The sequence below is a fragment of the Pseudomonas sp. NPDC008258 genome, assembly GCF_042956345.1.
Lineage (GTDB): Bacteria > Pseudomonadota > Gammaproteobacteria > Pseudomonadales > Pseudomonadaceae > Aquipseudomonas.
The window spans coordinates 21274-45693 of the sequence record NZ_JBIBGE010000039.1 but is presented as its reverse complement, the minus strand read 5'-3'; the positions used below and the strand labels follow the sequence as shown (position 1 = coordinate 45693).

Genomic DNA, 24420 nt, shown 5'->3' with positions numbered 1-24420 from the left:
CAAACTATGAACGATTTCCCTGCTGATGGCTCATATTTGCCAGCAGGTGTATTTCTCTGGCACTGCACCTCGTACTCATTCAGGAAGTTATAAACCTTCAACCTCATGTGCGCCGCAGGGATGCACATGGGGATTTTTATTGCCTCTGATGATGGAGTAATGCCTATGCCCAACCGAGGCTCAACGGTTGAGCCGCTGTGTATCGAAGTATCAGTCCGCTGTTTCAGTTAACGATATGAATTGGGTCATGCTGTTGTGATCAGGCTGTTCGCACGCCTGTAGCAAGGCCTTCTAGCGCTAATGCATTACGTGGAGAATTCGACGTGGAGTTTAATACAATTATTAGCCTGTTCGGGCAGAAAGAATCCATGGAACTGGTGCGGTTGTCGGTTATTTATGTTCATTTGCTGGCCTGCTGCATCGCCATCGGGCTGGTGTTTGCCAGCGATGCCGAGATGGTCAGGGACTTGTTGAAAGGGCATCAAAAAGCCGGGCATGACGGTAGGCATATGGCGCGTTTGCAGAAGTCTGTAACGAACGCCTTGATATTCTTGTGGCTCACCGGGGCTGCCGTCATCGGTATCGACTACCTTGAAAAAGGTATGGGTTACTTTGCCAATCCGAAACTTCACGCCAAAGTTATTATTGTGCTGCTGCTGACGTTCAATGGCATGTTGTTGCATCGTTATGTCTTGCCGGCATTGCTCAAGGCGGGCTCTTTGCTTGACCTGAACATCGGCGTGCGTATGTTCGCACTGTTCTCCGGGGCACTGTCGGGTGTGTCCTGGTTGTATGCGGCAATGTTGGGTGTCGGTCGGCCACTGGCCTGGAAGTACTCGCTGACCGAGTTGCTGCTGGCTTATCCGGTCATGATCCTGCTCGGCTTTGCCCTGATGGCCGCGCTGACCCAGTGGGCGCGAAAACGCACTATGTCCAAAGCGACGCAAGCGCCGGTCTGGCCGCTGGCGGGCATTCCTTGCTGATAGCCTGAGCAACGGCTTTGAGCGCAGTACGCCGCGAACCTGTAATGCTGGGTCGCGGCGTTGTTGCTTTCCTGTGCAGTGAAACTGAGGGTTTGCTGGATTGGGGTAAGGCCCAAAATATTGTGGGTTAACGCTTAAAATCGCCATTAACCCACACAATAATGGATTTACCTATCTTGATAGCGTGCATCGCAAATCCTATAATTTGGGTGTTAGCGGCTAATTTTCATGGTTAGTACACATTATGCTGGATTTAAGCTTCAGCAAACCCGGTGAAATCGTCAGGCGCCTTTGTGAGCGTTTACGCACAGAGCGCCTGGCTTTGAACATGACACAGGCTGAATTGGCCGGGCGCGCCGGCATCGGCGTCAACACCGTGTCCAACCTCGAAGCCGGCCGAAATGTCGGGTTTGAGAATCTTGTCCGGGTGGCGATGGCGCTTGGGCGCGTAAAGGAGCTGGAAGCCCTGTTCCTTCCCAGGCTCGACAGCATCGAAGACATTCGCCGCTACGAAAACAGCGCCAACCGTCTGCGGTCAAAAAGGAAGCCTGGCAATGCTTGAACAGGTGAACGTCTTCTACGAAGGTTGGGGTGAGCGGTGGCAATGGGGTTCGCTGGCCTCTACGACCGCTCTGACAGGTCGCCCGATGATTGTGTTCGAGTACAGCGACGAAGCGAGGCGAAGAGGCCTGGAGCTGTCCGCCTATACGCTGCCGTTGCAGGGCCCGACATTACGCAGGGATTTTCCTGGTCATCAGCTTCACTTGCCAGGCCCGGTGTATGACGCGTTGCCCGACGGGTGGGGCATGCTGCTGATGGACCGCATGTTCAGGCGGCGCGGGCTTACCACCGCGCGTATCGGCGCACTGGAGCGGCTGGCCTACATTGGAGGCAATGCAATGGGTGCCATGACGTTCGAGCCCGTTGCACCTGAAGGGCTGTTACCAGACGTCCATGTTCCACTGGAAAAACTCGCCGCCGAAGTGGCGCAGGTGCTCCATGGCGAGGGTGGCGAGTTTTTGCAGACACTGCTGTTGGTCGGCGGCTCGCCTCAAGGTGCCAGGCCCAAGGCCCTGGTTTATCGCAACCCTGAAACTGGCGGGTTTACCACTGCTGCCACCCCGGGCCTTGAGGCCTGGTTGGTCAAGTTTCCGGCCAAGGATGAGCATCCCGAGGTGTGTGCCATCGAGATGGTCTACGCCGAATGCTTGCGCCGCTGCGGTATCGAAACCCCAGACACGCAGTACTTCAGCTTGCCCAATGGGCTTGCAGCATTTGCCAGCAAACGCTTCGACCGGCAGCAGGGGCTGCGAGTACCGATGCAAAGCCTCGCGGCTTTTACGGGGGCCGACTTCCAGTCCCCCGGGGTTCTGGACTACGTCAATTTCGTACGGGCAACGCAGATGTGTACCAATGACGTGCGTGAAATGGCGATAGCGTTCGAGCGTGCCGTTTTCAATATTGCGTTCAACAACAGAGACGATCACCCCAAGAACTTTGCATACCTCATGGCCCAACAAGGTCAATGGCGACTGGCGCCGGCATACGATGTGACGTTCTGCGAGGGACCTGGCGGCTATCACCAGATGGATGTGATGGGAGAAGCGCTGGCCATTTCCCGAACGCAAGTGCTTCGGCTTGCGGAAGAGGCCGAGGTGCCTCACGACGTCGCCTGCAAAATGATCGACCACATTTGTGATGTGGCCAATCAGTTTGCAAGCGTTGCCGGCCAGCTTTACCCAGGCGCCATTACGCGCGATACCTTGCGCACGGTTCAGGGGCGCATTGACCAGAACGTCGCTTTACTGCGTCGCTGATTATCCGGCGCATTCAGAGTGTCGAAAACGTAAGACTCACCATCACTTGCGCACAACTCAGGTGCGCTTCTGCAGGGCGCGGCCTTTCGCCAGGTAAGCTTCAAACTCGGTTTCTGGCACCATGCTGCCGCCCGTTCCCCATACCAGGTGAGTCGCATTTTGCAGCTGGGCCGGGGTAAAGCCCAGGCGCGTCAGGTACGCCGGGGATTGTAATACACGTGCCATGCCGGGTACGCCCGCCAGCGCAGACGGTTCCAGCTTGACCTTGTCCTGCTCGAAGGCAATCACCATCAGGCGATACAGTTCTTCGTCGGTAACGGTGTAGTAGCCATCGATCAGCCGCTGCATGGCTTTGCCGACAAACCCGGACGGGCGCCCGACCGCCAGGCCGTCGGCGGCGGTGATGTTGTCGATGCCGAAGTCCTGCACGCTGGTTTCATCGTGCAGGCCGGTGTACACCCCCAGCAGCATGCAGGGCGAGTGGGTGGGCTCGGCGAACACGCAGTGCACCGCATCACCGAATACCAGCTTCAAACCGAAGGCCACGCCACCAGGGCCCCCGCCAACACCGCAGGGCAGGTAGACGAACAGCGGATGGTCGGCGTCTACCTGGATGCCGGCCTGGTCAAATTGTCGAGCCAGGCGCTCGGCGGCTACGGCATAGCCCAGAAAGAGTTGGGGGGAATTCTCGTCGTCAACGAAATAGCAGCTAGGATCGGATGCTGCCTGCTGGCGCCCTTGCTCGACGGCAACGCTGTAGTCCGACGCATGTTCAACGACCGTTACGCCATTGGCGCGCAGCTTGTCCTTTTTCCACTGCCTGGCGTCGGACGACATGTGCACGCTGACCTGAAAGCCCAGCTTGGCGCTCATGATGCCGATCGACAACCCCAGGTTGCCGGTCGAGCCTACGGCGATCTTGTACTGGCTGAAGAACGCGCGAGCCTGCTCACTGGCCAGTACCGCATAGTCATCGGAGGGCGTGATGAGGCCGGCCGACAAGGCCAGGTCCTCAGCGTGCTTGAGCACCTCATGAATGCCGCCGCGAGCCTTGATGGAGCCCGAAATGGGCAGGTCACTGTCTGCCTTGAGCCACAGGCTACCCACGTTCTGCAATGCCCCTTCTTCGATCAGATGCTGGCGAAGCTGCGGCAGTGGGGCGATGTGCGACTCGATAACACCGCCGGTAGCTGCCGTTTCGGGGAACACTGTGGCGAGGTAGGGTGCGAACCTCAGCAGCCGCTCGCTTGTGGCTTGTACATCTTCAGCCGTCAGGCCCACGTCGCTCAGTGCCGCTGACGCATTGGCAATGCCAGGGTTGAACCAGCTGGTTTCTTTCAGGGCGACCAGATCGGTGATGATCGGGTGGCTTTGTTCCCAGGCTTGGAGGGTTTTTCCGTGAATCATGGTTTCACCTGTCATGCAGTATTCGCCCAATTAGAGACGGTGCGCTCAATGCCGCGCAGACCAGGCACAGTTCAAGGCTGCCACTGCAACCGCCAGTGCCGCCCCTGCATACGCCCAGATCGCTGGAACCTGGGGCAGCAACACACCCGCAAGCATCGGCCCGAGCCCGGCGCCGATGTCGCGCCACACGGCGTTGCCGGCCAGTGCCTGGATACGCTGTTGCGGGTTGCGCAGGGCGACCAGTGTCATCACCAGCGGCAATTGCAGGGCGCGCAGCACCAGCACGAAGAACGCGCCGATGAACAGCCAGTGGCTGCCGAACAGCAGCAGCGCCAGCGACGTGGCCAGTGACAGTACCACCAGCATGCGCAGCGGGCCGAAACGGTCGGCCAGGCGCCCGCCGAAGGGGCTGAAGAGCATTTCGCTCAGGTAACGCACCGCCATCAGCACACCCGCAGCCAGCACGCCGGATTCACCGAGGTGGGTTTGCGCGTACAGCGAGAGGCCGAAGATAAACAGCCCGTCCAGCGTCACCCCTTCGATGAAGGACCAGGTGGCGATGCTATCTGGCAGGCGCAGGCGCCGGCGCCGGCCGCTGCGGTTGGCGACCGGGTGGCCTTGGGTGGGCAGGGCGCGGGCGCGCCACAGCCCGAACAGGGCGCAGACGCAGAGCACGAAGAACACACTGCGCGGGCCGTAGGCCTGGGCCATGAGCGCACCCAGTGGCAAGGCCAGCATGGGGCCGATGGAAATGGTCGCCCGCGAACGGCCGGCCCGACGCGCTGCACCCTGTGCTTCAGCGGTGGCGAGGGTCTGGGTGCTGAGGTTGAAGGTGGCAAAGCACAAACCCCACACCAGGCGCAGCACCAGCAGTGCGGCGAAACCGGACAGCGTTGCGTTGCCCAGGGCACACACTGCGGCGGCGAAGGCGGCAAGGCTGCAAGCGGCGCGGTCACCATGGCGGGCGTAGAAACGTACCACCCAGCCGTAGCCGAGGATGCGCACCAGGCGGTTGGCCGCCAGCAGCACGCCGGCTTCGACCAGGGTTACGCCGAAGTCGGCGGCGTACATGGGCAGCAACAGGTAGAGCAATACGTCACTGGGCAGGCACAGGCTGAGCACCTGGGCGGTGTTGCGGGAGTCTCGGTCGGCGCGGTGGGTTTGCACCGGGGTGGCAGCGGACGACATGACAGTCTCGTGACAGGGGTGAGGGCGCAGGATAACCCACGGCGTCTCGAACATTGCAATTGGCGTCACTGATGTGTTGCCTGTACCGGCCTCTTCGCGGGCTTGCCCGCTCCCACAGGTACTGTGCAAGCCTTGAAGGCTGTGGTGACCCTGTGGGAGCGGGCAAGCCCGCGAAGAGGCCAGTACAGGCAGCAGAGATTTTGAACAGTTCACTCATTCAGCCATAAGGCGGCGCTGGCAGCTGGGCCAGCAGCGCCCTCAGCCCTTCACTCCATTGCCTGCGAATCTGCTGGTAATAGGCATCGTCGCTGGTGATGCGCTTGCGGGTCATGCTTTCCAGGCTGTCTTTGCGGTACACCAGCAAGTCCAGCGGCATGCCAACCGACAGGTTGCTGCGAATGGTGGAGTCGAACGAAATCAGGCCGCAACGCAGTGCTTCATCAAGCGGTGTGCGGTAATCCAGGTTGCGGTCGAGTATTGGCCTGCCGTACTTGCTTTCGCCGAGTTGCAGGAACGGGGTGTCCGGCGTTGCCTGGAAGAAGTTGCCCTGTGCGTAGACGTTGTAGATGGCCATGGGCCCGCCAGCAATCTGCCCGCCGACAATGAATGAACTGCTCAGGTCGATATCGGCGGTAAGCTTGCTGCGGTCACGGCTGACCACTTCACGCAGGGTGTCGGCGACCAGCACCGTTGCATCGTAGAGCGTGGCAACGTTCAGCAGGTGCGAACCGCTGCCGTGGGTGCGTTGCTGCAACAGGTTCACCACCGATTGCGAGGTCGCCAGGTTGCCTGCGGTCTGCAGCACGATCAGCCGCTCGCCCGGTACGCTGAACACGAACAGCTTGGCAAAGGTGGAAATCTGGTCGATGCCGGCGTTGGTGCGTGAGTCGCTGATGAAGACAAGGCCGTCCTCAAGATGCATGGCGACACAGTAAGTCATGCGGTTTCCCTTGTGTTGCGGTTGGAGTGGCCTTGCCGCACCCACGCGGCAACGCCGGCCTGCAAAGTTGTCACTGGCGATGGACGTGGACACTGGCCTGCATCGATTCGACGCCGCCGCCGCGGCGCACCCCCCTGACCGGGCAGGCATCGAGGTAGTCCAGCCCGACCGCCAGCTTCAGGTGGCGTTCTGGCCGGGTCAGGCGGTTGGTGATGTCGAAGCTGTACCAGGCGTCGCCGATCCAGGCTTCGGCCCAGGCGTGGCTGGCCAGGTGCTGCTCGTCCTCGGTGCACAGGTAACCCGACACATAGCGTGCTGGCACCCCCAGGCTGCGTGCGCAGGCCAGGAACGCGTGGGTGTGGTCCTGGCAGACCCCGGCGCCCCCGTTGAACGCTTCGATCGCGGTGGTACCCACGGAAGTCGACCCCGGGCTGTACGGCATATGCGCGGCCAGGCCCTGCATCAGCCCTGTCAGTGCCGCCCGGTCGCGATGCTTGCCGCACTGCCGGGTGGCGAAAGCCTTGAGTGTGTCATCGGCCAGGGTCAGGCGGCTGTCACGCAGGAAGGGCAGGGGTGACTGGCCTTCGGTTTCCTGCTCGCAATCCGGGTCGATTTCTACCTGGCCACTGGCGGTAAGCGCGAGGTGGCCGTGGGGTTTGTCCAGGGTAAGCACATGCAGGATGTTGCCGTACGGATCGATCTGGCTTTTTACCTTGCAGGGCAGCCCCAGCTGCCATTCATTGATGCGTTGGCGTGCGCTGCTGCGTGGCGTCAGGCGCAGAAACTGGATGCTGTTGCTGACGTCGCTGGCGTAGCTGTAGGTGGTGTCGTGGCGAATGGACAGTTTCATACAACCTCCAGGTAGGAGTGGTGGACCGCCTGGCCCAGTTGGTTGATGCGGCCGATGAAGTCGCTCAGCCAGGGGTGCAAGCCCGCGTCGAGGATTTCGTCGATGGCGGTGTAGCGCAGGCGCGCGTTGAGTTCGGCGGCCATGCGTTGGGCGGCGCGCCCGCTGCTGCCGGGCAGGCCGGCCAGGATCAGGTCCAGTTCCTCGATGCAGGCATGCAGCGAGCGTGGCACGTCCACCCGCAGCAACAGCAGTTCCGATACGGGGCGAGCGCTGGGTGCGGCGCGATAGATTTCGTTGAAGGCCTCGTACGAAGTCAGTGCGCGTAGCAGGGCGCTCCACTGGTAATAGCCACGGGCGGAATCGTCGCTGACCTCTTCGGAGGCCTCACCGAACATTTCATAGCGCGCATCGAGCAGGCGCAGGGTGTTGTCTGCGCGCTCAAGGAACGTGCCCAGGCGGATGAAACTGTAGGCGTCGTTGCGCATGATGGTGCCAGAGGTGGCGCCGCGGAACAGGTGTGAGCGCTCCTTGACCCAGTCGCAGAACTGGCTGATGCCATAGCGCCCCAGGCCATTGCTGGCGATGTTGCGCATCTCGATCCAGGTGGCGTTGATGTTCTCCCACATGTCGGCGGTGATGCGGCCGCGCACCGCATGGGCGTTGGTCCTGGCGGCCTGCAGGCAGCAATAGATGCTGCTGGGGTTGGTTGCGTCAAGGGCGAAGAAGTGCAGCATGCGCTCGGTGTCGAGCTCGGTGTGCCGGCGGATGTAGTCGTCCAGCGTGCCAGATGCCAGCAGCGACATCGCCAGCTCGGCATGGCCGTCGCTACGCCCGGCCTGGGGCATCAGCGACAGCGAATAGCTGACCTCAAGCATACGGGCGAGGTTTTCCGCACGTTCAAGGTAGCGGGACATCCAGTACAGGTCGGAAGCGGTTCGCGAAAGCATGGTTCAGTCCTCCACCACCCAGGTGTCCTTGGTACCGCCGCCCTGCGACGAGTTGACCACCAGCGAGCCCTCTGTCAGCGCCACGCGCGTCAGGCCGCCGGGCACCAGGCGGGTTTCGCTGCCCGAAAGCACGAACGGGCGCAGGTCGATGTGACGCGGCGCGATGCCGCTGTCGACAAAGGTCGGGCAGGTCGACAGGCACAAGGTGGGTTGGGCGATATAGGCATGCGGGCGGGCTTTGATGCGCGCACGAAAGTCCTCGATCTGGGCGCGGGTCGATGCGGGCCCTACCAACATGCCATAGCCGCCGGAGCCCTGGGTTTCCTTCACCACCAGTTCGGGCAGGTGGGCCAGGACATGGGCCAGGTCCGCTGGCTTGCGACATTGCCAGGTGGGCACGTTGTTGAGGATCGGCTCTTCGCCGAGGTAGTAGCGAATCATGTCGTCGACATAGGGGTAGATCGACTTGTCGTCGGCCACGCCGGTGCCGACGGCGTTGGCCAGCACCACGTTGCCGGCGCGGTACACCGAAATCAGCCCCGGAACGCCCAGCGTCGAGTCCGGGTTGAAGGACAGCGGGTCGAGGTAGTCGTCGTCCAGCCGACGGTAAATCACGTCCACCTGCTGGGGGCCAGCGGTGGTGCGCATGTAGACATGCTCGTCACGCACGAACAGGTCTGCGCCTTCGACCAGCTCGATGCCCATTTCCCGGGCCAGGAACGCATGCTCGAAGTAGGCACTGTTGAAACGGCCAGGGGTGAGTACCACTGCCGTGGGGTTGTCCAGCGGGCTGGCGCTCTTGAGCGTGTCCAGCAGCAGGTTGGGGTAGTGGTCGATGGGCGCGATGCGCTGGGCGGCGAACAGTTCGGGGAACAGGCGCATCATCATCTTGCGGTCTTCGAGCATGTAGCTGACGCCGCTGGGGGTGCGCAGGTTGTCTTCCAGCACGAAGTAGCTGCCATCGCCGTCACGCACCAGGTCGACACCGGCGATATGGGCGTACAGCCCACGGTGCAGGTCCAGCCCCTGCATGGCGATCTGGTAACCCTCGTTGGCCAGCACTTGCTCGGGTGGGATGATCCCGGCCTTGAGAATGCGCTGGTCGTGGTAGATGTCCTGCAGGAACAGGTTCAGGGCCTGCACACGCTGGATGCAACCGCGCTCGACCGTGCGCCACTCGCTGGCGCGGATGCTGCGCGGGATGATATCGAAGGGGATCAGGCGCTCGGTGTCCTGGCTGTCGCCGTACAAGGTGAAGGTGATGCCGGCCCGGTGGAACAGCAGGTCTGCCTCCCGCCGGCGCTGCTCCAGCAACTCCAGCGGGGTGTTTGCCAGCCAGCGGGCGAACTCTTGGTAATGCGGGCGGCAATCGCCGTTCGCTTCGTACATTTCATTGAAAAAAGCCCGGGACATACCCACTCCTTGCCGCCGTTGCCGGCAGCTTCATTGCCGTTCTATGGGTTTTTGAGGGTGCTGCCTTGATGGGGTCGGTGGGTGTCTTGAGCCTCGGTTGCAAGGGGTTGCCAGTGCGTCATGCGCACGAACTGCCTTTGCAATGAAGGTGCCGGAAGGGGCGTGCGCTAGGGGATAAACGGGAAAACGGGCGCGAAACGTTGAAAATGTTCGGCCTCAGGCGGGGGCACTGCTTGCCGTGATCATGGCCAGGCGGCGCCTGGATAGGGGTATCGCGCATCAAAAGGGGGCGCTTTGCATTCGGTCATGGGTATTGACCTAAAGTGGGGCGTGCAGTGCATATGTCACGTTTGCCCGGTTTGCTGAACAGGCTCAGGCGGGGCAGGCGCAGCGGCCGCCCGGTCTTTAGCGAAGCGGATCTGAAGCCACGCTCACACCTGCCAGCGTGGTGAAGGATATGTCCTTGGCCGTCAGCAGGAAATCACGCACGTACGGCACTTCCAGCATGTCGCTGCGCAACGCCGCGTACAGGTTCGCCTGCAAGCCCTGTTCGCCTAGGCGCTTGGCGGTGACATAGCCACGCGAACTGTACTCGTGCACTGCCCAGTTCGGCAGGCAGCAAACGCCGCGCCCGGAGGCCACCAGTTGCATCATCATCACGGTCAGTTCCGAAGTTCTTACCTGCGCCGGTTCGACATTGGCAGGGTCGAGGAAGCGGGTGAAGATATCCAGCCGGTCGTGTTCGATCGGGTAGGTGATCAGCGTCTGGCTGGCGATGTCCGCCGGTTCCAGGTAAGGCTTGTGGCGCAGGGGGTGATGGTTGTCGATCGCCAGCAGTGCCTCGTAACCGAACAATGGCACGTAGCTGATACCCGCCAGTGTCACCGGATCGGAGGTGACCACCAGATCCAGGTCGCCCCGTTCCAAGGCTGGCAGTGGCGCGAAGGAGAAACCGGAAGCGAGGTCCAGTTCCACTTCTGGCCAGGCGCCGCGGAACTCATCCACTGAAGGCATCAGCCACTGGTAGCAGCTGTGGCATTCGATGGCGATGTGCAGCCGCCCGGCCGACCCCCCGGCCAGTTTGCCCAGGTCCCGTTCGGTATTGCGGATCTGTGGCAGCACCTGGTCAGCCAACTGCAAAAGCTTGAGCCCGGCACTGGTGAAACGCACAGGCCTGGATTTGCGAACGAACAGTGGCATGCCGACGCGCTCTTCCATGTCGCGAAACTGGTGCGACAGGGCTGACTGGGTCAGGTGCAGGCGCTCGGCGGCCTCGTGCAGGCTGTCGGTTTCACGCAGCGCGTGGAGGGTTCGCAGGTGGCGTAGATCGATCATGGGTAAAAAATCGGGTCACTCGAAAAAGGTGCGGCCTCGCGGTGATACGGGTGCATTCTAGACAGGGCCATTGCATGAAAGGTATTGAAGATAATTCACCGTTTTTTTAGTGCTGTTCATGATGCATTGCATGCACTGGCCTCTTCACGGGCACTGCGCAACGCCGCAGACCATGGCGAAACGCAGTAGAAGCAGCTTGTGCGGGGCAGAGGCCGACAAGGATTTTGGAGTTGGCACGAAAATCCCATGCCAATTCGGCGCCAGTGGTTATTTCCTTGGCATTGCTACCACCCTCCATGCAACAAGAACAACAGGGGGCTTACATGAGTTGTCTGATCTGCGCAGGACAGGCGCGGTCTGTCGACTGCACACAGGGATGGGAAGAGCGGCATTGTGCTCAATGCGGATGTTACCGAATGTCCCAGGCGCTCATCCTGGTAATGATGGAAGAGGGGCAGATCTTCGATACCGGGCGCATGCGCGAATGGCTGTCCACTCAACGGGGCCAGGTGCCGATTCCCGCGATTGATCATGCGCAGGCGATATTGGTGCCCTGAGCTGCGAGGCAACCGGGAGGCAATGCTGCAAGCACGGTGTACCTGGCTTGGTGGACTGCGGCATCATATCGCGCCCATCCTTCAATGCACCCAGGAGACCATGATGATCAAGACTGGTGAGCAACTGCCCGACGTCAAGCTTTACGAATACAACAACGACGCAGGCGCCTGCGCGATCGGCCCGAATGCCTTTTCAGTTCACGAGCGCTGCAAGCAGAAAAAAGTGGTGATCTTCGGCTTGCCCGGGGCGTTCACGCCTACCTGTTCGGAACGCCACGTACCGGGTTATGTCGCTGCAGCACCTGCGTTGTTCGCAGCCGGCATTGACGAGATTCTCTGCGTTTCGGTGAACGATGCCTTTGTCATGAACGCCTGGGGCAGCAGCCTGCAAGTGGGTGAAGCGGTGAAGATGATCGGCGACGGCAACGGTGAGTTCAGCGACGCACTGGGGCTGATCCAGGACTTGTCGGCGCGCGGTCTGGGGCGCCGCTCGCTGCGTTATGCCATGGTGGTCGACAACCTGGTGGTTACACATGTTGCGGTCGAAGCGCCGGGCAAGTTCGAGGTCAGTGATGCAGCGAGCGTGCTGGCTGCGCTGCGCTGATTCCACCCTGCAACCCCATCAGTTCAGACCGACCCGATAACAACAAGGTACAGACGGTTGAAACTTCACCAACTCAGGGCGCTGGTCGCCATCCATAACGCAGGCAGCATCCTTGAAGCCTCCAAGCTCATGCACATTACCCAGCCTGCGCTGAGCCGTTCGATCAAGGAGCTGGAGCGGGAGGTCGGTTTTACCCTGTTGCAGCGGTCGCACAAGGGCATGGCCCTTACCGAGGAAGGCAAGCGCGTCATCCGCCATGCCAACCTGGTGGTGGAGAGCATCCGGCGCCTGCAGATCGAGGCCGCGAGCATTCAGGATGCCGCGCTGGGTGCGGTGTCTATCGGGGTCACATCGCTGACGGCGATGCTGGATGGGGTCGATGAAAGCATTCTGGCTTTCCGGCGCAAGTACCCGCGGGTGAAGATCACCATCACCGACCTGCGGCCCAGCCAGATCCTGCAACGGCTGCGCGATGGCAGCCTGGACTTTGCCATAACCTCCCAGCAACCGCTGAGCCGGCTGAGCCTGGACTGGGAGGCGCTGGGCAGCATCAAGGGCAGGGTGATCTGCCACGCGTCGAACCAGCAAAAGTTCTCAAGGTCACTGCGCACCTTGCAGTACGCCCACTGGATCAGCCTGGACGAGCTATCCGACCAGGCTTCGCAGTTTCACCAGCTGTTCGAGGCCAACGGCCTTCGGGTGCCCCAGAACACCGTGGAATGCACCTCGGTGATGATGGCCCTCAAGCTGCTGAAGAACACCGAGTCGTTGATGACCATCAGCGAGCTGGCCGTGGACCAGGGGTTCACCTTTGGCGTGGATTGCGAGTACGTGGCCATGGCGGTGCAGGAGCTGATTCCGGATTACCCGATCAACCTGGTCTGCATCGACCGCCACAGCCTTACGGCACCTGCCCAGGAGCTGTTCCACAGCTTGCGCGGGCAGGTACTCAGGCAAACCCGTTCAGTGGCGTCAGAAGTGATAGTACATGCCTAGCGAGACGTTGCTCGGGTTGTCGCCAACCTGGTCCACCGGGGTGCCGGCATAGGTCACCGATGACGCACGCTGGTTGGCGATCATGCCGAGGCGTCCGTACACGGCCCAGCGCGGGTTGATGAAATGGTCATAGCCGATCATCACCCCTGTTGCGTCCTTGTCGTGGGCCGTGACCTTGCGCTGCATCACGGCCAGGCGCAGCACATCCAGCTCGCCCACTGGCGCCATCACACCGAAGGTATACAGCGTGGTATCAGGCGTGCCGGCCTGGTCCACGTCCTGGCGTTGCCAGGTCAGGCTGGTGGCCAGCGGGCCGAAATCGTAGAACGCCGACAGGCTCTTGAAGTAGTTGGCCGTCTGGCGCGAGGTGCCAGCGTCGTCCCATGGGTCGCTGTAGTAAAGGTTGTAGGAGGCCAGGAGCATCACCTTGCTGTTGCGGTATTGCAGCCTGGTGCCGCCACCGCGCACGGTGCGCCCGGCGCTTGCCGCATCGTCGAAGCCGAAACTGATCGCGGTGCCGACGGTGAAACCGTTTATGTTCGGGCTGGTGTAGGCCAGGGTGTGCTTGGGGCGCATGTCCAGGTAATAGGCGCCCTTGCCGGCGGCAGGCAGGGCCAGGTAGGTGTAGGGCGAACCATAGGTGGCCAGGAACGGGTCGGCGTAGGTGGGCGTGCCCATGTTGTAGGTCTTGCCGAATTCAAGCTTGCCCAGTGTGCGCGAGCGCAGGGCAACGGTTGCCAGGCGCAGGCTGCCGATGGTGTCCCAGGTGCCCTCCAGGGCCTTGCCATTGATGTTGAAGCCTTCCTCGACGTCGAGTTCCAGCACGGTGTCGGGGGTCAGCCCCTTGCGGGCATACAGCCCGAGCTTGTTGGTCCATGCGCCGCCGCCCGCCAGGCGATAGCCCGATTGGTGTTGCGAGTCGTGATAGCTGGCGAATGCATCCAGCGTTCCGTAGACCTTGAGCTTGTCATCGAAACCGGTATCCACCCCGTAGTAACCGAAACCCGGCGCAATCCGGCCGAGCGCGGGAAAGCCCTCGGCCTGCACCTGAGCGGTAAGGCATGCCCCTTGGATCATCAACAGCAACGACGTAATGCGAGTGTTCATTCACGACTCCAGGCCAGCACAGTGATGTGGTGGCTGTAGGGTCGGTGAACAACACGTTGCAGTGTGATTGCTTATTCGGCCATGTCATGCCGATTGGTTAATCGAGGCCTGGCGGGGCCCTTCGGGTTGGCGGGAAGGTCTGTTCCAGACAGGCTTCGACCACGGCGCAAGGCCATGCGCCAAGGCCTGCGGGCTGAGCGTTATTGGGGCGTCGCGCTCGGGCAAGGCAATCTGTGCGCCGGCTTAGGGCAAATTGGTCAACGACCGGCCCGGTCAATTAACCATTGGTTAGCCACATGCCCAAACTGCAAGTGTGTTGAGCCGCCGATTGGCCGATATTCGCTGCATGCCGCGATTTGCCATCGGAGATAACAATGACTACACCGCTACCCGCACCGGCCCGCATGCAGACGGGCACGCCCTCAGCCGCGCAGGCATCGTCTTCACGCAAGACCTTGATTGCCTGCTCGCTGGGCAACGCGCTGGAAATGTACGACTTCACGATCTACAGCTTTTTCGCTGTGTTGATCGGCAAGCATTTCTTTCCCTCCGACTCGGCGATGGCGTCGTTGCTGATGTCGCTGGCCACCTTTGGCGTCGGTTTCCTGATGCGCCCGGTCGGGGCGATGGTCATCGGCCGCTACGCCGACCGGCGCGGGCGCAAGGCAGCATTGAGCCTGACCATCGGGCTGATGACCTTGGGCACTGCAATGATCGCCTTTGCGCCGACGTATTCGCAGATCGGTATCTTCGCAACGCTGCTGTTGGTAGCCGGGCGGCTGATCCAGGGCATGTCGGCGGGCGGGGAGGTCGGTACCGCGTCGGTATTCCTGATGGAGTCCAGTGCGGTCGGCAACCGCTGCCAGAACGTCAGCTGGCAGGCCGCCAGCCAGGGGTATGCGGCATTGGTCGGGGCCGGCTTCGGCTTTGCCCTCAGCCAGTTGCTCGACCCTGCTGCGCTGGAAAGCTGGGGGTGGCGCATCCCGTTCATTTTCGGCCTGCTGATCGGCCCGGTCGGTTGGTACATCCGCACGCGTCTACCTGAAACCCATCAGGCCGCCCCTGCACACAAGGCCGAACAGCGGCTGGATGCCGAGTTGCTCAAACGTATCGCCCAAGGCATCGGCCTGATGGCCAGCTCCACCATTGGCATGTATCTGTTCGTGTTCTACATGCCCACCTACCTGACCACGGCCCTGCATTACCCGGCGGGCAGCGCGATGGCGATCGCCTGTATCAGCAGCGGCTGCATGGCGATCATCTGCCCGTTGGCCGGCAAGTTCGCCGACAAGTATCAACTCAGGAAGCGCCTGCTTGGGTGGACGGTTGCCGCCCCGGTGGTACTGACGCTGCCGGTGTTCTACCTGCTTGGACAGGTGCAGCACATGGGCCTGGCGATGATGTGCGTGGCGGTGCTGATCCTGCCGACCTGCATCGGTGCCGGTGCGTTCTTTGCGCTGATCATGGAGGGTTTCCCGAAAGCACGGCGCTCTTTCGGCACCTCGGTCAGCTACAGCCTGGGGGTCACGATTTTCGGCGGCTTCTCGCCGCTGGTGGCGACCTGGCTGATTGCCGCACTGGGCACCCCGCTGGCGCCGGCCTACTTCCTGCTGGCCGGGGGAGCTGTCAGCCTGGCCTGCCTCAAATACTTCCCTGAAAACAAAGGATGCGAGTGACATGGGCACTTTCCAGAGCAATGAACCACGGCGCTCGCCAGCAGAGCTGGATGAGTTCGTCATGATCCGTCGGCGGATCCACGCCGCGCCAGAACTTGGCGGCGACACGCCAGACACGGCGGCGCTGGTGGCCGCAAAGCTTCAGGCAGCCGGCTATGAAGTGCATCGTAAAGTAGGCGGGCATGGCGTGGTCGGGGTGTTGAAAGTGGGGGATAGCCCGCGCAGCATCGGCTTGCGTGCCGACATGGACGCCTTGCCCATGAGCGAAAAGAACCCCTTCGAACATGCCAGCAAAATTCCTGGCCGTATGCATGCCTGTGGCCATGACGGGCATACCGCCATCCTGCTGGCAGCCGCTGCGCAACTGGCGGCCACGCGCAACTTCAACGGCACGCTGAACGTGATCTTCCAGCCGGACGAGGAAGGCCTGGCCGGGGCCAAGGCGATGATCGACGATGGCCTGTTCGAGCGCTTCCCGTGTGACTCGGTGTATGCGCTGCACAACATGCCCGGCATGCCGGTGGGGACCTGTGTGGTGCAGGCGGGGCCGACCATGGCGTCCTCCGAGCGCGTCAGCATCCGTATCACCGGCAAAGGTGGGCACGGTGCGATGCCCGAGCTGTCGGTGGACCCGGTGATGGCATTGAACAGCCTGATCGGTGGCATCCAGACCATCAAGTCGCGCAACCTGAGCGTGGAGGAATATGCCGTGATCAGCATCGGCATGATCCAGGCCGGAACCGTCTACAACATCATCCCCGACGAGGCCTGCATGCTGCTGAGCGTGCGCACCGACACGGCCGAGACCCAGCAGAAGATCAACAGCCGCATTGAAGCCCTGGTGAAGGGGCACGCCGAAAGCTTTGGCGTGCAGATCGAGGTGCAGTTCACCCAGTTGGCGCCTGCGTTGTGCAACAGCGATCACGAGAGCGCGCTGCTGCGTGAAAGCCTGAGGCCGCTTTTCGCCGATGGGGCGCTGCTGGACAAGATGCCGAAGAAGGTGATGGGTACCGAAGACTTCGCCTACATGTTGCAGGCACGGCCTGGCTGCTACTTCATGCTGGGCAACGGCACGGGTGAGTTTCATGGGTGTTCGGTGCACAACCCACACTACGACTTCAACGATGCATTGGTGAAGATTGGGGCCGAGTGTTGGGTGAAGTGGGTTGAGGATTACCTGGCTTGATGCCGATTCATTGATCCATGTCGCTGGTTGGCGGCAGTTTTGGGCTCAAAACTGCTGTCGACAGGCACTGCCGACGCAGTGCGCGTTATGATCGGCCCAGACTCTTGAGAGAAATCATCATGAAACTGGAAATCCGTGACGAGCGCGCCGAAGACCTGAAGCAGATTACCGCAGTGACTGTGGCTGCGTTCGAGCAGGCAGAGCACTCCAGTCACACCGAGCAATTCATTGTCGATGCTCTACGTGAAGCTGGGCAGTTGATTGTTTCGCTGGTAGCAGTGGACGAAGATCAAGTCGTCGGGCACGTCGTGATCTCTCCAGTGACCGTGTCTACGGGGGCAGCGGGTTGGTACGGGCTTGGGCCCATATCCGTGCTGCCTGCCTGGCAAGGCCGGGGTGTTGGCGCTGCCCTGATGAAGGCTGCGTTGAGCGATTTGCAAAAGCAGGGTGCAGCCGGCTGTGTGGTGCTTGGCGACCCTGCTTACTACAGCCGTTTCGGCTTCATTGCGAACACAGGGTTGGTGCTGCCTGGCGTTCCTCAGGCGTATTTCCAGGCGCTTTCATTCCGTGGTGGGTTTCCGGCGGGGGTGGTGGAATACCACCCTGCTTTCAACGCCACGGAATGAGCGGATCATGAAGCGGAAAAAACCAGGCCGGGCTGCTTGCGACCTGGTTTAGTCCGTAGCCTGCTCCACTGCGCTATCGGCGGCCGGCGCCGCAGCGCGTGCTTTGGCCTTTTCACGGTTACGGCGGTCCTGGCTGCGCTGGCGCGATGCTTGCTGCTTGGCATACATCGCCTGAGAGGCGGTCACTGTGCCAGCGGGTTGGCCATTCAGGTCCAGGCGCGGCGCATTTTCCACCATGCTTGCCCAGTATCGGCTGCCCCGGCACCAGGTCGAGATGCCCAGCTTGAGCTGTTCAGGGGTTAACCCAAGCAGTTCCAGGTGTTGCTCGGCATCCTTGAAAATACCTTCCTTGAGCGGCACCTTGGGCGCCGGGTTCACTGGGAAGGCCAGCGGAAAGTGCTTTTGCAACGGCCAGATCGCTGCCACCGCCGGATCCTGCTCACGAGGCTTCGCCTTTGGGGCGGGCTTGCGCTTTGGCTGTTTCGCGGTATCGGCCTTTTCCTGCACCTTTTCTGCCCGCAGGCGGTCACGTAGCTCGGCTAGTTGTTCAAAACCCATCGTTCAATTCACTGCTTCGAAGTTGATTGCGTGGCGCAAGGATATTCCATATAGCGCTACAGATCAGCATAAACAGGATGAATACCCATTTTTCCTGGGGATACCAAGCAGCCTGATGAAGGCTGCATGGTTGGTAATGCTGGTGATGTTTGTGTTTCTCAGCCTTCCATGCAGGCCAATGCACAACGCGAAATCTGGGCATCCTGAACAGCTACACCCGTCAGATCGACCAAGGTGATTTGATGGTCGTTGTCACGCCCGCGCACTTGGCCGGCAAGCAGCGCACCCAGTTCCGCCAGTTGGTTGTCGCAGATCAAACCGGCCTTGAGTGCGTGTGACACCTCACCGTACTGGCTGCACTGGCGAAGCGAGTCGACGATGATGCGGTCTGCCCGGGCGACGAGCGCTGCGTCGAGTTCCTGTTTGCCCGCTGTGTCGGCACCAACCGCTGTGATATGCGTACCAGGCTGTACCCATTCGCTCATCAGCAGTGGCTCGCGAGAGGGCGTTGCGCTGACGATCAGGTTGGCTGCGTAGGCTACATCCGCCGCGTTTCGGGTAGTTTGCACCTGAAACCCTAACCCGGTCGCGAAGGCCTTGTACGCATCGAGCCCGGGCTCATCACGGCCCCAGACGACCACTTTCCTGCAGGGCGTAACGGCGCCCAGTTGCTCAAGCTGCAGGCGTGCCTGCATGCCCGTGCCAAGGATGCCGATGGCTGTCACGTTACTGGGGGCCAGCAAGCGTGCAGCAATACGGCCGGCCAAGGCGGTGCGGATACCCGTCAGCCAACCTTCATCCTGCATCAGTGCAAGCGGCTGCCCGGTGGTGGCAGACAGCACCAACATCAAGCCATCGTTGCTTTCCAGGCCTTTTGACGGGTTGTCATAGAAACCCGTCGACACTTTCACCGTAAAGGTGTCGCTGCCTTCCAGGTAAGCCGACTTTACGCAGCAGTCGCCATTCGCCTCGGTGAACGCAAATGCTTGTACCGGGGGCACCTGGGCCTTGCCCGCCGAAAAGGCGATAAAGCCTTCTTCAAGGCGCTTTACGGCGAGCTCCAGGTCAAGCCGAGCGATGATTTGCGCTTTGCTGTAGACCTTCATTGAACGGCCCCCAGGAACTTTTCAAGCACGATGTTACGGCCGCAAATGATCACCGCGACGCGCTTGCCCTGGTATTCACCCGCCAGCTTTTGCATGCCGGCTACGGCAACGGCCGCTGCGCCTTCGATGATCCAGCGCTCAGCGCTGGCGACATCGCGCATGGCTGCCTTGATTGCTTGCTCGCTGACCAGCACGGTTCGGGTGATGAGGCGCTGGCAGAGGGGGAAAGTGATACTGCCAGGTTCGACACCACCCGCAGTGCCATCGGACAGCGTGTCGTCCTCCTGCATTTCTATGATCTCGCCGGCTTCGAGCGATTTCTGCAAGGTTGGGGCGTTGGCTGGCCAGCAACCGATGATGTCGATGTTCGGGTTCAGTGCGCGAAGCGCTGCACCGATGCCGGAAATCATCCCGCCACCGCCAACGGCGACGAACACCGCGTCAAGGTCCGGGGCTTGCTCAAACAGTTCGATGCCGATCGTACCTTGGCCTGCGATGACTTCGGGGTCGTTGTACGGCGACACAAAAGGAATGCGCTGGACCTGAGCCTGACGGGCAGCTTCAAGCTCGACGCTCAGCGGATCCGTATCCAGGCCGACGATGGCGGCGCCGAGGGCCCGGATGGCGTCCAGCTTGTACGAGGATGCGGAAGTGGTGGTGTAGACCGTGACCGGTACGCCGAGCATTTTCCCGGCAAGCGCCAGGCCTTGCCCGTGGTTCCCTGACGAAGCAGTGATCACCCCCAGCTTGCGCTGGGCTTGCGGCAGCAGCCGGAGTTTGTTGCTGGCTCCGCGGAACTTGAACGAGCCCGTGTGCTGAAGGTGCTCGCATTTGAGCAAGACTGTGCACCCGGTCATTGCGGACAGCCGGGCGCTGTGGGTTAGCGGGGTAACACTCACTTGCGGGCGCAGCGCCTGGTGAGCTTCGCTAATCGCCTTGTAAAGCGACAATAGGTAAGTGGCGTCGACAGACATTTTTGCAGAATCCTTTTGTAGAATAACTATCTACCGTAGACTATCAATCTATTTGCGGCAAGCACCTTCAATCCCGAGTGTTTTTCTTCTGGCCGATTTTGAGCAGGCTGCGGGTTACACTGCCGGGCAGATTGCGAAGCTGAAGGCCAACAGCGCGGTGCTGTGACCGGTACTGACAACAACAAAAGGGTAGGTGCTTTATGAGCGGTGCTTTGATTGATGCAAGCCAGGCGACATTGCTGGTTGTCGATGTACAGGAAAAACTGATCGGCGCCATGCATGAGGCCGAGCGCCTCACCGCACGAATCGAGTGGCTGGTGGCAGCCTGCACACGGCTGGCGCTGCCTGTGGTTTTTTCCGAGCAGTACCCGAAGGGCCTGGGCCCGACCCTGTCACGGTTGAAAGAGGCCTGCGCCTCGGCGCCGGTGGTGGAGAAGTTGCATTTTTCCTGCGTACCTGCCGACTGCCTGTCGCAATCGCTGATGCAGCGCGGGCAGGTTGTTCTCTGTGGTATCGAAAGCCATGTGTGCGTGCTGCAGACTGCGCTCGACCTGGTGGCCAGCGGCAAGCAGGTGTTCGTGGTTGCCGACGCCACGTCGAGCCGCACGGCGGAAAACCACCTTGCGGCGCTCCAGCGCATGGCGGCGTTGGGTGTTCAGGTAGTCACTCGGGAAATGGTCGTGTTCGAACTGCTGCGTACCGCCAGCCACGAACAGTTCCGGGAAATCAGCAAAGCCTTCTTGGCGGGCGAGCAGCCTTAGCTGTTTACCTGGCGCATATATCAACGACTTCGAGGGAATGAGCCGTCATGAAACTGGCAGAGTGGGCGCAGGTGCAGGAAATCTATAAACGCAGCCGTCGGCAACCGAACAAGCGGTTGTTCAACCTGGCCAACGCCCGCCGCTTGTGGCCGATGTGGGCTGCCTTGGCCTCGACGGTATTGCTGGTAGCCTTTGCGCTCGTGGCCATGGCCCGCCCGGTGTTGTTGCCTTATGCCTACATGGCGTTGCTACCCTGGGGCCTCGCGCTTTATTTCACGCGCCTGATGGGGTTGCGCGCCACGCATGCGCAGGCGTTCGACGACCATGTGATCGACAGGCAGGCATTCCACCATCGCGAAAGCACCCTCTGTTACGCCTTTTTCCTCGAGAGCCTGCGCAATGAAGGCTACACGGGGGCCAAGGCCCGTGAGTTGTCAGCGTATTCCGACCTGATCGGCAAACCTGCAAGGCCACCAGTGTCGCAAAACCTGGGCTTTGCGTCGCTGGTCGCGTTCATGATTGCCATCAGCACGGAACTGATCAAGAACGCCGACGTGTTCACCAGCCAGGGCTTGGCCTTGGTGATGATCGGGGTTGTTGCGATGTTCATTTATTGGCTGGTACTGGATGGCATCTACAGCGGGGCTTATCAGAAAGCCTGGATAAAGCGCTATCTGGACATGGCGGGCTGGGATCTGGAGTATTCGGAATCAGTCACGCTCGACCAAGCGCAGGCACCCCATAAAACCAGACACTCTGATCAAGGAGCGATTTCATGATTACCTGCCATGTCCGATACATCATCGACCCGTATCAAGTCGATGCCTTTGAACGTTACTCGCGCGCTTGGATTGCGGTGGTAACCCGTCTGGGTGGGCAGCATCACGGGTATTTCCTGCCGGCGGAAGGGGCGAATAACGTCGCTTACTGCCTGTTCAGTTTCGCCAGCCTTTGCGACTACGAGCGCTATCGCCTGGAGGCTGCGCAGGATGCTGAGGGTCGGCGGCTGGTCGCGGAAGCTTGCGAGTTGAAGTTTATTGTCAGTTACGAGCGGAGCTTTCTTCGGGCTGTGCTGGAGTGAGGTAGGCCGGGCTGTATCAACTAATCCAGACAAAGGGGCGCAAGCATGCGTGCAGGAGTGACTGACTTCCTCAGGGCGTGAAGCGGCCCCTCGCAATTCATGCATTGGCCTCGATGGCTCTGACGGCGGCCAGGTAAGCATCATTGCCAATTGCGACTTGACTCCATATCGTGCGCGCCTCCCCGCCGTCTCGATCATACTGCTTGGGGGCGGCAGGCTCGCTCTCGCAACAGCAACTGAAACAACTTGGTGACCACGGCCCCTATTTTCCATCCCCCGCAAGGAGTTGTATCAGGTCATATACTTCACTATACCCATAAGCCCGAAGGAACCCTTCGTAGGTATCGGGATATGCCATGACGCGCCCAGCGTAATACTTCAAGGGCACAGCAATGTCGGCTGCATGCAGGTAGTCCTGCTGAAGGAAGTGCTTAAGCACCAGCAAGTGATCGAATAGAGCCTCAAAGCAGTCACGAATGAACTCCTGCTGCTTGCTGAAAGCCATTCCCTTCTCATGCACGACAAGGGCTGGCTTGAGGTTTCTCCAGTGAATGACGTAGGTCTGGCCTTCATGAGTGAAGGTTCGGCCCGACCAGTCCATCATTCGCATCGCAGCGCGGGCGAGTGGATCTGTGAAAATTTCCTTCATCATGTCACGTGCAGCGGCGAGCTGCTTCTGACGGTGTTCTTTGCGCTTCTCCTGGATCGCTTTTCGGGCTGAATTCAAGCCGCTCCCGATACCCCATATCGCCAGGATCATGGTGACCAAGGTGCTGAAGACCGATACCCAGTCCTTGAGTGTGGTTGGTGAGAATGGATTGCCCAGGTCAGGGTTCTCAGCCGCCATTGCGGCTGTAGTCATCAAAATCCAAGCCGGAGAGATCAACCAGGCAGCGTTGTGTATGTTCTTAGTGACAGTCATCTGGAGCACCTCTGAGGAGTGGCTACCCAAAAATAGCTTGGTCCATTTCTATCCAGACGCGAGCGCTCGGGGAATACGCTTTTGAATTTGCCCGGCGGTCGCTAGTGATCTGCCTCAGATAAAACGTTCTCTCTGACCTCACTATCCATCGCCACTCGCGCGTCCACTCTTGGCCGTAAGCCACCCTGTATGAAGGGCAACTATGGGTCATAAGCAGCCTCTCCACCCCAGCGGTTTTGGATTCAAAAATTCAACCTCTTGTTCCTCGCCCTAGCGGATTGAACTCTCCGGCAGCCTCCACGTAGCGTTTTCTAGGTGCCTCCGTAGAAAGCTTCTGTTTGCCACAATGGTTTTTTACATATGCCCTGCCGCCTTTCTCTTTGCGCGGCACCCTCAGTACTCCTCGTAGCCAGGCAGACAAATGACTACCCAACCGACTAAATCAGAGACGGCTGACACTAGACATCCTTGGATAGTGTACTTGGCTATGTGGGGCGGCATTGAGAGCCGTCCCAATACACACTCCATGATGGAAGGAGTAAAGCGATGTCGACCTTATCCTTGGCATGATGCACCCATGCAGTCAACAGATCAGACTTCGAGCTGGATCAGCAGTGGCCGGATACTCCCCAAAATCGCCGCCTGCTGGCCGCATACGGGGCCGCGTGTGTCGGATTCCGAAATAAATGCGAAATTTTGGAAATAGCTGCGACTACAAAGATGACAAAAAAACCGCACACGCGGGCCTGAGGGCGCATCTGATGTTCTGTGACGTTCGCGCATCCAGTTTCCAGGCAGCACGGGCGCGCTAAACTGAAGGCCCATCTACTGATGGTTGAGCCCGTCGCTATGTCGCTGATGATTGATGCTGCACCGCTCAGAGTGGTGATGGTCCAAGTTGAAGGCGCGCGCCAATAGCTGGAAAAAGCCGACAGAAAGGTCGGCCTAGGCAGCAATGGTCTGGTCAGCGATTACGTCCTGAAGCTGATGGATGAGCATGCGCACGCTCATGAGACCTACGCTCGCTTCACCATTGACAACCTCAGTGCCACCTTCAGCCCGGAACTGGCCGACCTGACGGTCAATGTGATCGATGTCGCCGAGGACGAGAAGATTCCGCGAAAGGCGGGGTGGGCATTACCAAGTCGGACTTCCTGGTGATCAACAAGATCAACCTGGCACCTTATGTCGGTACTTCGCTGGAGGTCATGGAAAAAGATACCCAGCACATGTGTCCACAGCGGCCGTGGGGCTTTATCAATCTAAAGACCGGGCAAGGATTGCAGGCGCTGATCGACTTTATCGTCGAGCGCGGACTGCTCAAGGCAGGCAAAGGTCATCCAGACCTATAGGGAGAAGCCCGCCAGCTCACGGCGGGCTTGCATC

The 24420-nt window shown here is 60.4% G+C and carries 24 protein-coding genes and 1 pseudogene; 13 read left to right on the top strand and 12 right to left on the bottom strand.

Annotation, left to right across the window (positions count from 1 at the left end; genetic code table 11):
- The first annotated feature begins 368 nt into the window (after positions 1-368).
- The 3 genes from ACFY9W_RS25040 to ACFY9W_RS25030 all read left to right on the top strand — a co-directional run bounded on the left by ACFY9W_RS25040 (position 369) and on the right by ACFY9W_RS25030 (position 2800).
- Positions 369-983 carry a hypothetical protein gene (locus ACFY9W_RS25040; protein ID WP_391136245.1) on the top strand — a complete coding sequence of 205 codons (615 nt, stop codon included), beginning with the start codon at positions 369-371 and terminating at the stop codon, positions 981-983.
- Between the two features lie 244 nt (positions 984-1227).
- Complete coding sequence (locus tag ACFY9W_RS25035) at positions 1228-1545, top strand: helix-turn-helix domain-containing protein (protein ID WP_391136205.1); 318 nt, start codon at positions 1228-1230, stop codon at positions 1543-1545.
- Positions 1538-2800: a HipA domain-containing protein gene (locus tag ACFY9W_RS25030; protein ID WP_391136202.1), complete on the top strand. Its 1263-nt coding sequence runs from the start codon at positions 1538-1540 to the stop codon at positions 2798-2800. The genes ACFY9W_RS25035 and ACFY9W_RS25030 overlap by 8 nt, the downstream gene beginning before the upstream one ends.
- Before the next feature lie 57 nt (positions 2801-2857).
- Here the strand turns inward: ACFY9W_RS25030 and ACFY9W_RS25025 are convergent, their stop codons facing one another.
- The 7 genes from ACFY9W_RS25025 to ACFY9W_RS24995 form a co-directional block, all read right to left on the bottom strand.
- Positions 2858-4207, bottom strand: a complete 1350-nt coding sequence (locus ACFY9W_RS25025) for a D-serine ammonia-lyase (protein WP_391136199.1) — start codon at positions 4205-4207, stop codon at positions 2858-2860.
- A 45-nt stretch (positions 4208-4252) separates the two neighbouring features.
- Complete coding sequence (locus ACFY9W_RS25020) at positions 4253-5395, bottom strand: MFS transporter (RefSeq protein WP_391136196.1); 1143 nt, start codon at positions 5393-5395, stop codon at positions 4253-4255.
- Between the two features lie 217 nt (positions 5396-5612).
- Positions 5613-6335 carry a peptidase gene (locus ACFY9W_RS25015; protein ID WP_391136193.1) on the bottom strand — a complete coding sequence of 241 codons (723 nt, stop codon included), beginning with the start codon at positions 6333-6335 and terminating at the stop codon, positions 5613-5615.
- Between the two features lie 70 nt (positions 6336-6405).
- Positions 6406-7185 carry a transglutaminase domain-containing protein gene (locus tag ACFY9W_RS25010; protein ID WP_391136191.1) on the bottom strand — a complete coding sequence of 260 codons (780 nt, stop codon included), beginning with the start codon at positions 7183-7185 and terminating at the stop codon, positions 6406-6408.
- Entirely contained in the window at positions 7182-8132 is a 951-nt protein-coding gene (locus tag ACFY9W_RS25005; RefSeq protein ID WP_391136188.1) for an alpha-E domain-containing protein, read from the bottom strand. Before ACFY9W_RS25005 ends, ACFY9W_RS25010 begins: the two co-directional genes overlap by 4 nt.
- A gap of 3 nt (positions 8133-8135) precedes the next feature.
- Positions 8136-9545 carry a circularly permuted type 2 ATP-grasp protein gene (locus ACFY9W_RS25000; protein WP_391136185.1) on the bottom strand — a complete coding sequence of 470 codons (1410 nt, stop codon included), beginning with the start codon at positions 9543-9545 and terminating at the stop codon, positions 8136-8138.
- 405 nt (positions 9546-9950) lie between these two features.
- Positions 9951-10880, bottom strand: coding sequence for a LysR substrate-binding domain-containing protein (locus tag ACFY9W_RS24995; protein WP_391136182.1), 930 nt, complete (start codon positions 10878-10880; stop codon positions 9951-9953).
- 416 nt (positions 10881-11296) lie between these two features.
- Here ACFY9W_RS24995 and ACFY9W_RS24990 point away from each other — a divergent pair, with 416 nt between their 5' ends.
- The 3 genes from ACFY9W_RS24990 to ACFY9W_RS24980 all read left to right on the top strand — a co-directional run bounded on the left by ACFY9W_RS24990 (position 11297) and on the right by ACFY9W_RS24980 (position 13037).
- Positions 11297-11437, top strand: coding sequence for a hypothetical protein (locus ACFY9W_RS24990; protein ID WP_391136179.1), 141 nt, complete (start codon positions 11297-11299; stop codon positions 11435-11437).
- A 103-nt stretch (positions 11438-11540) separates the two neighbouring features.
- Positions 11541-12041 carry a redoxin family protein gene (locus ACFY9W_RS24985; RefSeq protein WP_391136176.1) on the top strand — a complete coding sequence of 167 codons (501 nt, stop codon included), beginning with the start codon at positions 11541-11543 and terminating at the stop codon, positions 12039-12041.
- Positions 12042-12098: 57 nt separating this feature from the next.
- Entirely contained in the window at positions 12099-13037 is a 939-nt protein-coding gene (locus ACFY9W_RS24980; RefSeq protein ID WP_391136173.1) for a LysR family transcriptional regulator, read from the top strand.
- Here the strand turns inward: ACFY9W_RS24980 and ACFY9W_RS24975 are convergent.
- Positions 13014-14144, bottom strand: coding sequence for a porin (locus ACFY9W_RS24975; protein ID WP_391136170.1), 1131 nt, complete (start codon positions 14142-14144; stop codon positions 13014-13016). The genes ACFY9W_RS24980 and ACFY9W_RS24975 overlap by 24 nt on opposite strands.
- 374 nt (positions 14145-14518) lie before the next feature.
- On the opposite strand from ACFY9W_RS24975, the gene ACFY9W_RS24970 reads away from it, so the two are divergent.
- From ACFY9W_RS24970 to ACFY9W_RS24960, 3 genes are all read left to right on the top strand, one after another.
- Positions 14519-15820 carry an MFS transporter gene (locus tag ACFY9W_RS24970; RefSeq protein ID WP_391136167.1) on the top strand — a complete coding sequence of 434 codons (1302 nt, stop codon included), beginning with the start codon at positions 14519-14521 and terminating at the stop codon, positions 15818-15820.
- Position 15821: 1 nt separating this feature from the next.
- Entirely contained in the window at positions 15822-17006 is a 1185-nt protein-coding gene (locus tag ACFY9W_RS24965; RefSeq protein ID WP_391136164.1) for an amidohydrolase, read from the top strand.
- 119 nt (positions 17007-17125) lie between these two features.
- Entirely contained in the window at positions 17126-17632 is a 507-nt protein-coding gene (locus ACFY9W_RS24960) for a GNAT family N-acetyltransferase (RefSeq protein ID WP_391136241.1), read from the top strand.
- A 48-nt stretch (positions 17633-17680) separates the two neighbouring features.
- Here the strand turns inward: ACFY9W_RS24960 and ACFY9W_RS24955 are convergent, their stop codons facing one another.
- From ACFY9W_RS24955 to ACFY9W_RS24945, 3 genes are all read right to left on the bottom strand, one after another.
- Entirely contained in the window at positions 17681-18190 is a 510-nt protein-coding gene (locus ACFY9W_RS24955) for a ProQ/FINO family protein (protein ID WP_391136161.1), read from the bottom strand.
- Between the two features lie 158 nt (positions 18191-18348).
- Positions 18349-19296, bottom strand: a complete 948-nt coding sequence (locus tag ACFY9W_RS24950; protein WP_391136158.1) for an ornithine cyclodeaminase family protein — start codon at positions 19294-19296, stop codon at positions 18349-18351.
- Entirely contained in the window at positions 19293-20270 is a 978-nt protein-coding gene (locus ACFY9W_RS24945) for a threonine/serine dehydratase (RefSeq protein ID WP_391136155.1), read from the bottom strand. Before ACFY9W_RS24945 ends, ACFY9W_RS24950 begins: the two co-directional genes overlap by 4 nt.
- 200 nt (positions 20271-20470) lie before the next feature.
- On the opposite strand from ACFY9W_RS24945, the gene ACFY9W_RS24940 reads away from it, so the two are divergent.
- Genes ACFY9W_RS24940 through ACFY9W_RS24930 form a run of 3 tightly spaced genes read left to right on the top strand, consistent with a single transcriptional unit; the run spans position 20471 to position 22112 of the window.
- Positions 20471-21031 carry an isochorismatase family protein gene (locus tag ACFY9W_RS24940; RefSeq protein WP_391136152.1) on the top strand — a complete coding sequence of 187 codons (561 nt, stop codon included), beginning with the start codon at positions 20471-20473 and terminating at the stop codon, positions 21029-21031.
- A 47-nt stretch (positions 21032-21078) separates the two neighbouring features.
- On the top strand, positions 21079-21810 hold the full coding sequence (locus ACFY9W_RS24935; RefSeq protein ID WP_391136149.1) for a hypothetical protein: 732 nt from the start codon (positions 21079-21081) through the stop codon (positions 21808-21810).
- Complete coding sequence (locus ACFY9W_RS24930) at positions 21807-22112, top strand: NIPSNAP family protein (protein ID WP_391136146.1); 306 nt, start codon at positions 21807-21809, stop codon at positions 22110-22112. The genes ACFY9W_RS24935 and ACFY9W_RS24930 overlap by 4 nt, the downstream gene beginning before the upstream one ends.
- A 262-nt stretch (positions 22113-22374) precedes the next feature.
- Here the strand turns inward: ACFY9W_RS24930 and ACFY9W_RS24925 are convergent, their stop codons facing one another.
- Positions 22375-23034: a hypothetical protein gene (locus ACFY9W_RS24925; RefSeq protein WP_391136143.1), complete on the bottom strand. Its 660-nt coding sequence runs from the start codon at positions 23032-23034 to the stop codon at positions 22375-22377.
- A 1035-nt stretch (positions 23035-24069) separates the two neighbouring features.
- Between ACFY9W_RS24925 and ACFY9W_RS24920 the strand changes: the two are divergent.
- Positions 24070-24386, top strand: a pseudogene (locus tag ACFY9W_RS24920) (GTP-binding protein); the annotation flags it as partial.
- Positions 24387-24420 lie beyond the last annotated feature (34 nt).

Bases quoted from the DNA above. Each gene is read 5' to 3' on its own strand.
- ACFY9W_RS25040 (WP_391136245.1), top strand. From the start codon at position 369: ATGGAACTGGTGCGGTTGTCGGTTATTTATGTTCATTTGCTGGCCTGC.
- ACFY9W_RS25035 (WP_391136205.1), top strand. From the start codon at position 1,228: ATGCTGGATTTAAGCTTCAGCAAACCCGGTGAAATCGTCAGGCGCCTT.
- ACFY9W_RS25030 (WP_391136202.1), top strand. From the start codon at position 1,538: ATGCTTGAACAGGTGAACGTCTTCTACGAAGGTTGGGGTGAGCGGTGG.
- ACFY9W_RS25025 (WP_391136199.1), bottom strand. From the start codon at position 4,207: ATGATTCACGGAAAAACCCTCCAAGCCTGGGAACAAAGCCACCCGATC.
- ACFY9W_RS25020 (WP_391136196.1), bottom strand. From the start codon at position 5,395: ATGTCGTCCGCTGCCACCCCGGTGCAAACCCACCGCGCCGACCGAGAC.
- ACFY9W_RS25015 (WP_391136193.1), bottom strand. From the start codon at position 6,335: ATGACTTACTGTGTCGCCATGCATCTTGAGGACGGCCTTGTCTTCATC.
- ACFY9W_RS25010 (WP_391136191.1), bottom strand. From the start codon at position 7,185: ATGAAACTGTCCATTCGCCACGACACCACCTACAGCTACGCCAGCGAC.
- ACFY9W_RS25005 (WP_391136188.1), bottom strand. From the start codon at position 8,132: ATGCTTTCGCGAACCGCTTCCGACCTGTACTGGATGTCCCGCTACCTT.
- ACFY9W_RS25000 (WP_391136185.1), bottom strand. From the start codon at position 9,545: ATGTCCCGGGCTTTTTTCAATGAAATGTACGAAGCGAACGGCGATTGC.
- ACFY9W_RS24995 (WP_391136182.1), bottom strand. From the start codon at position 10,880: ATGATCGATCTACGCCACCTGCGAACCCTCCACGCGCTGCGTGAAACC.
- ACFY9W_RS24990 (WP_391136179.1), top strand. From the start codon at position 11,297: ATGTCCCAGGCGCTCATCCTGGTAATGATGGAAGAGGGGCAGATCTTC.
- ACFY9W_RS24985 (WP_391136176.1), top strand. From the start codon at position 11,541: ATGATCAAGACTGGTGAGCAACTGCCCGACGTCAAGCTTTACGAATAC.
- ACFY9W_RS24975 (WP_391136170.1), bottom strand. From the start codon at position 14,144: ATGAACACTCGCATTACGTCGTTGCTGTTGATGATCCAAGGGGCATGC.
- ACFY9W_RS24970 (WP_391136167.1), top strand. From the start codon at position 14,519: ATGACTACACCGCTACCCGCACCGGCCCGCATGCAGACGGGCACGCCC.
- ACFY9W_RS24965 (WP_391136164.1), top strand. From the start codon at position 15,822: ATGGGCACTTTCCAGAGCAATGAACCACGGCGCTCGCCAGCAGAGCTG.
- ACFY9W_RS24960 (WP_391136241.1), top strand. From the start codon at position 17,126: ATGAAACTGGAAATCCGTGACGAGCGCGCCGAAGACCTGAAGCAGATT.
- ACFY9W_RS24955 (WP_391136161.1), bottom strand. From the start codon at position 18,190: ATGGGTTTTGAACAACTAGCCGAGCTACGTGACCGCCTGCGGGCAGAA.
- ACFY9W_RS24950 (WP_391136158.1), bottom strand. From the start codon at position 19,296: ATGAAGGTCTACAGCAAAGCGCAAATCATCGCTCGGCTTGACCTGGAG.
- ACFY9W_RS24945 (WP_391136155.1), bottom strand. From the start codon at position 20,270: ATGTCTGTCGACGCCACTTACCTATTGTCGCTTTACAAGGCGATTAGC.
- ACFY9W_RS24940 (WP_391136152.1), top strand. From the start codon at position 20,471: ATGAGCGGTGCTTTGATTGATGCAAGCCAGGCGACATTGCTGGTTGTC.
- ACFY9W_RS24935 (WP_391136149.1), top strand. From the start codon at position 21,079: ATGAAACTGGCAGAGTGGGCGCAGGTGCAGGAAATCTATAAACGCAGC.
- ACFY9W_RS24930 (WP_391136146.1), top strand. From the start codon at position 21,807: ATGATTACCTGCCATGTCCGATACATCATCGACCCGTATCAAGTCGAT.
- ACFY9W_RS24925 (WP_391136143.1), bottom strand. From the start codon at position 23,034: ATGACTGTCACTAAGAACATACACAACGCTGCCTGGTTGATCTCTCCG.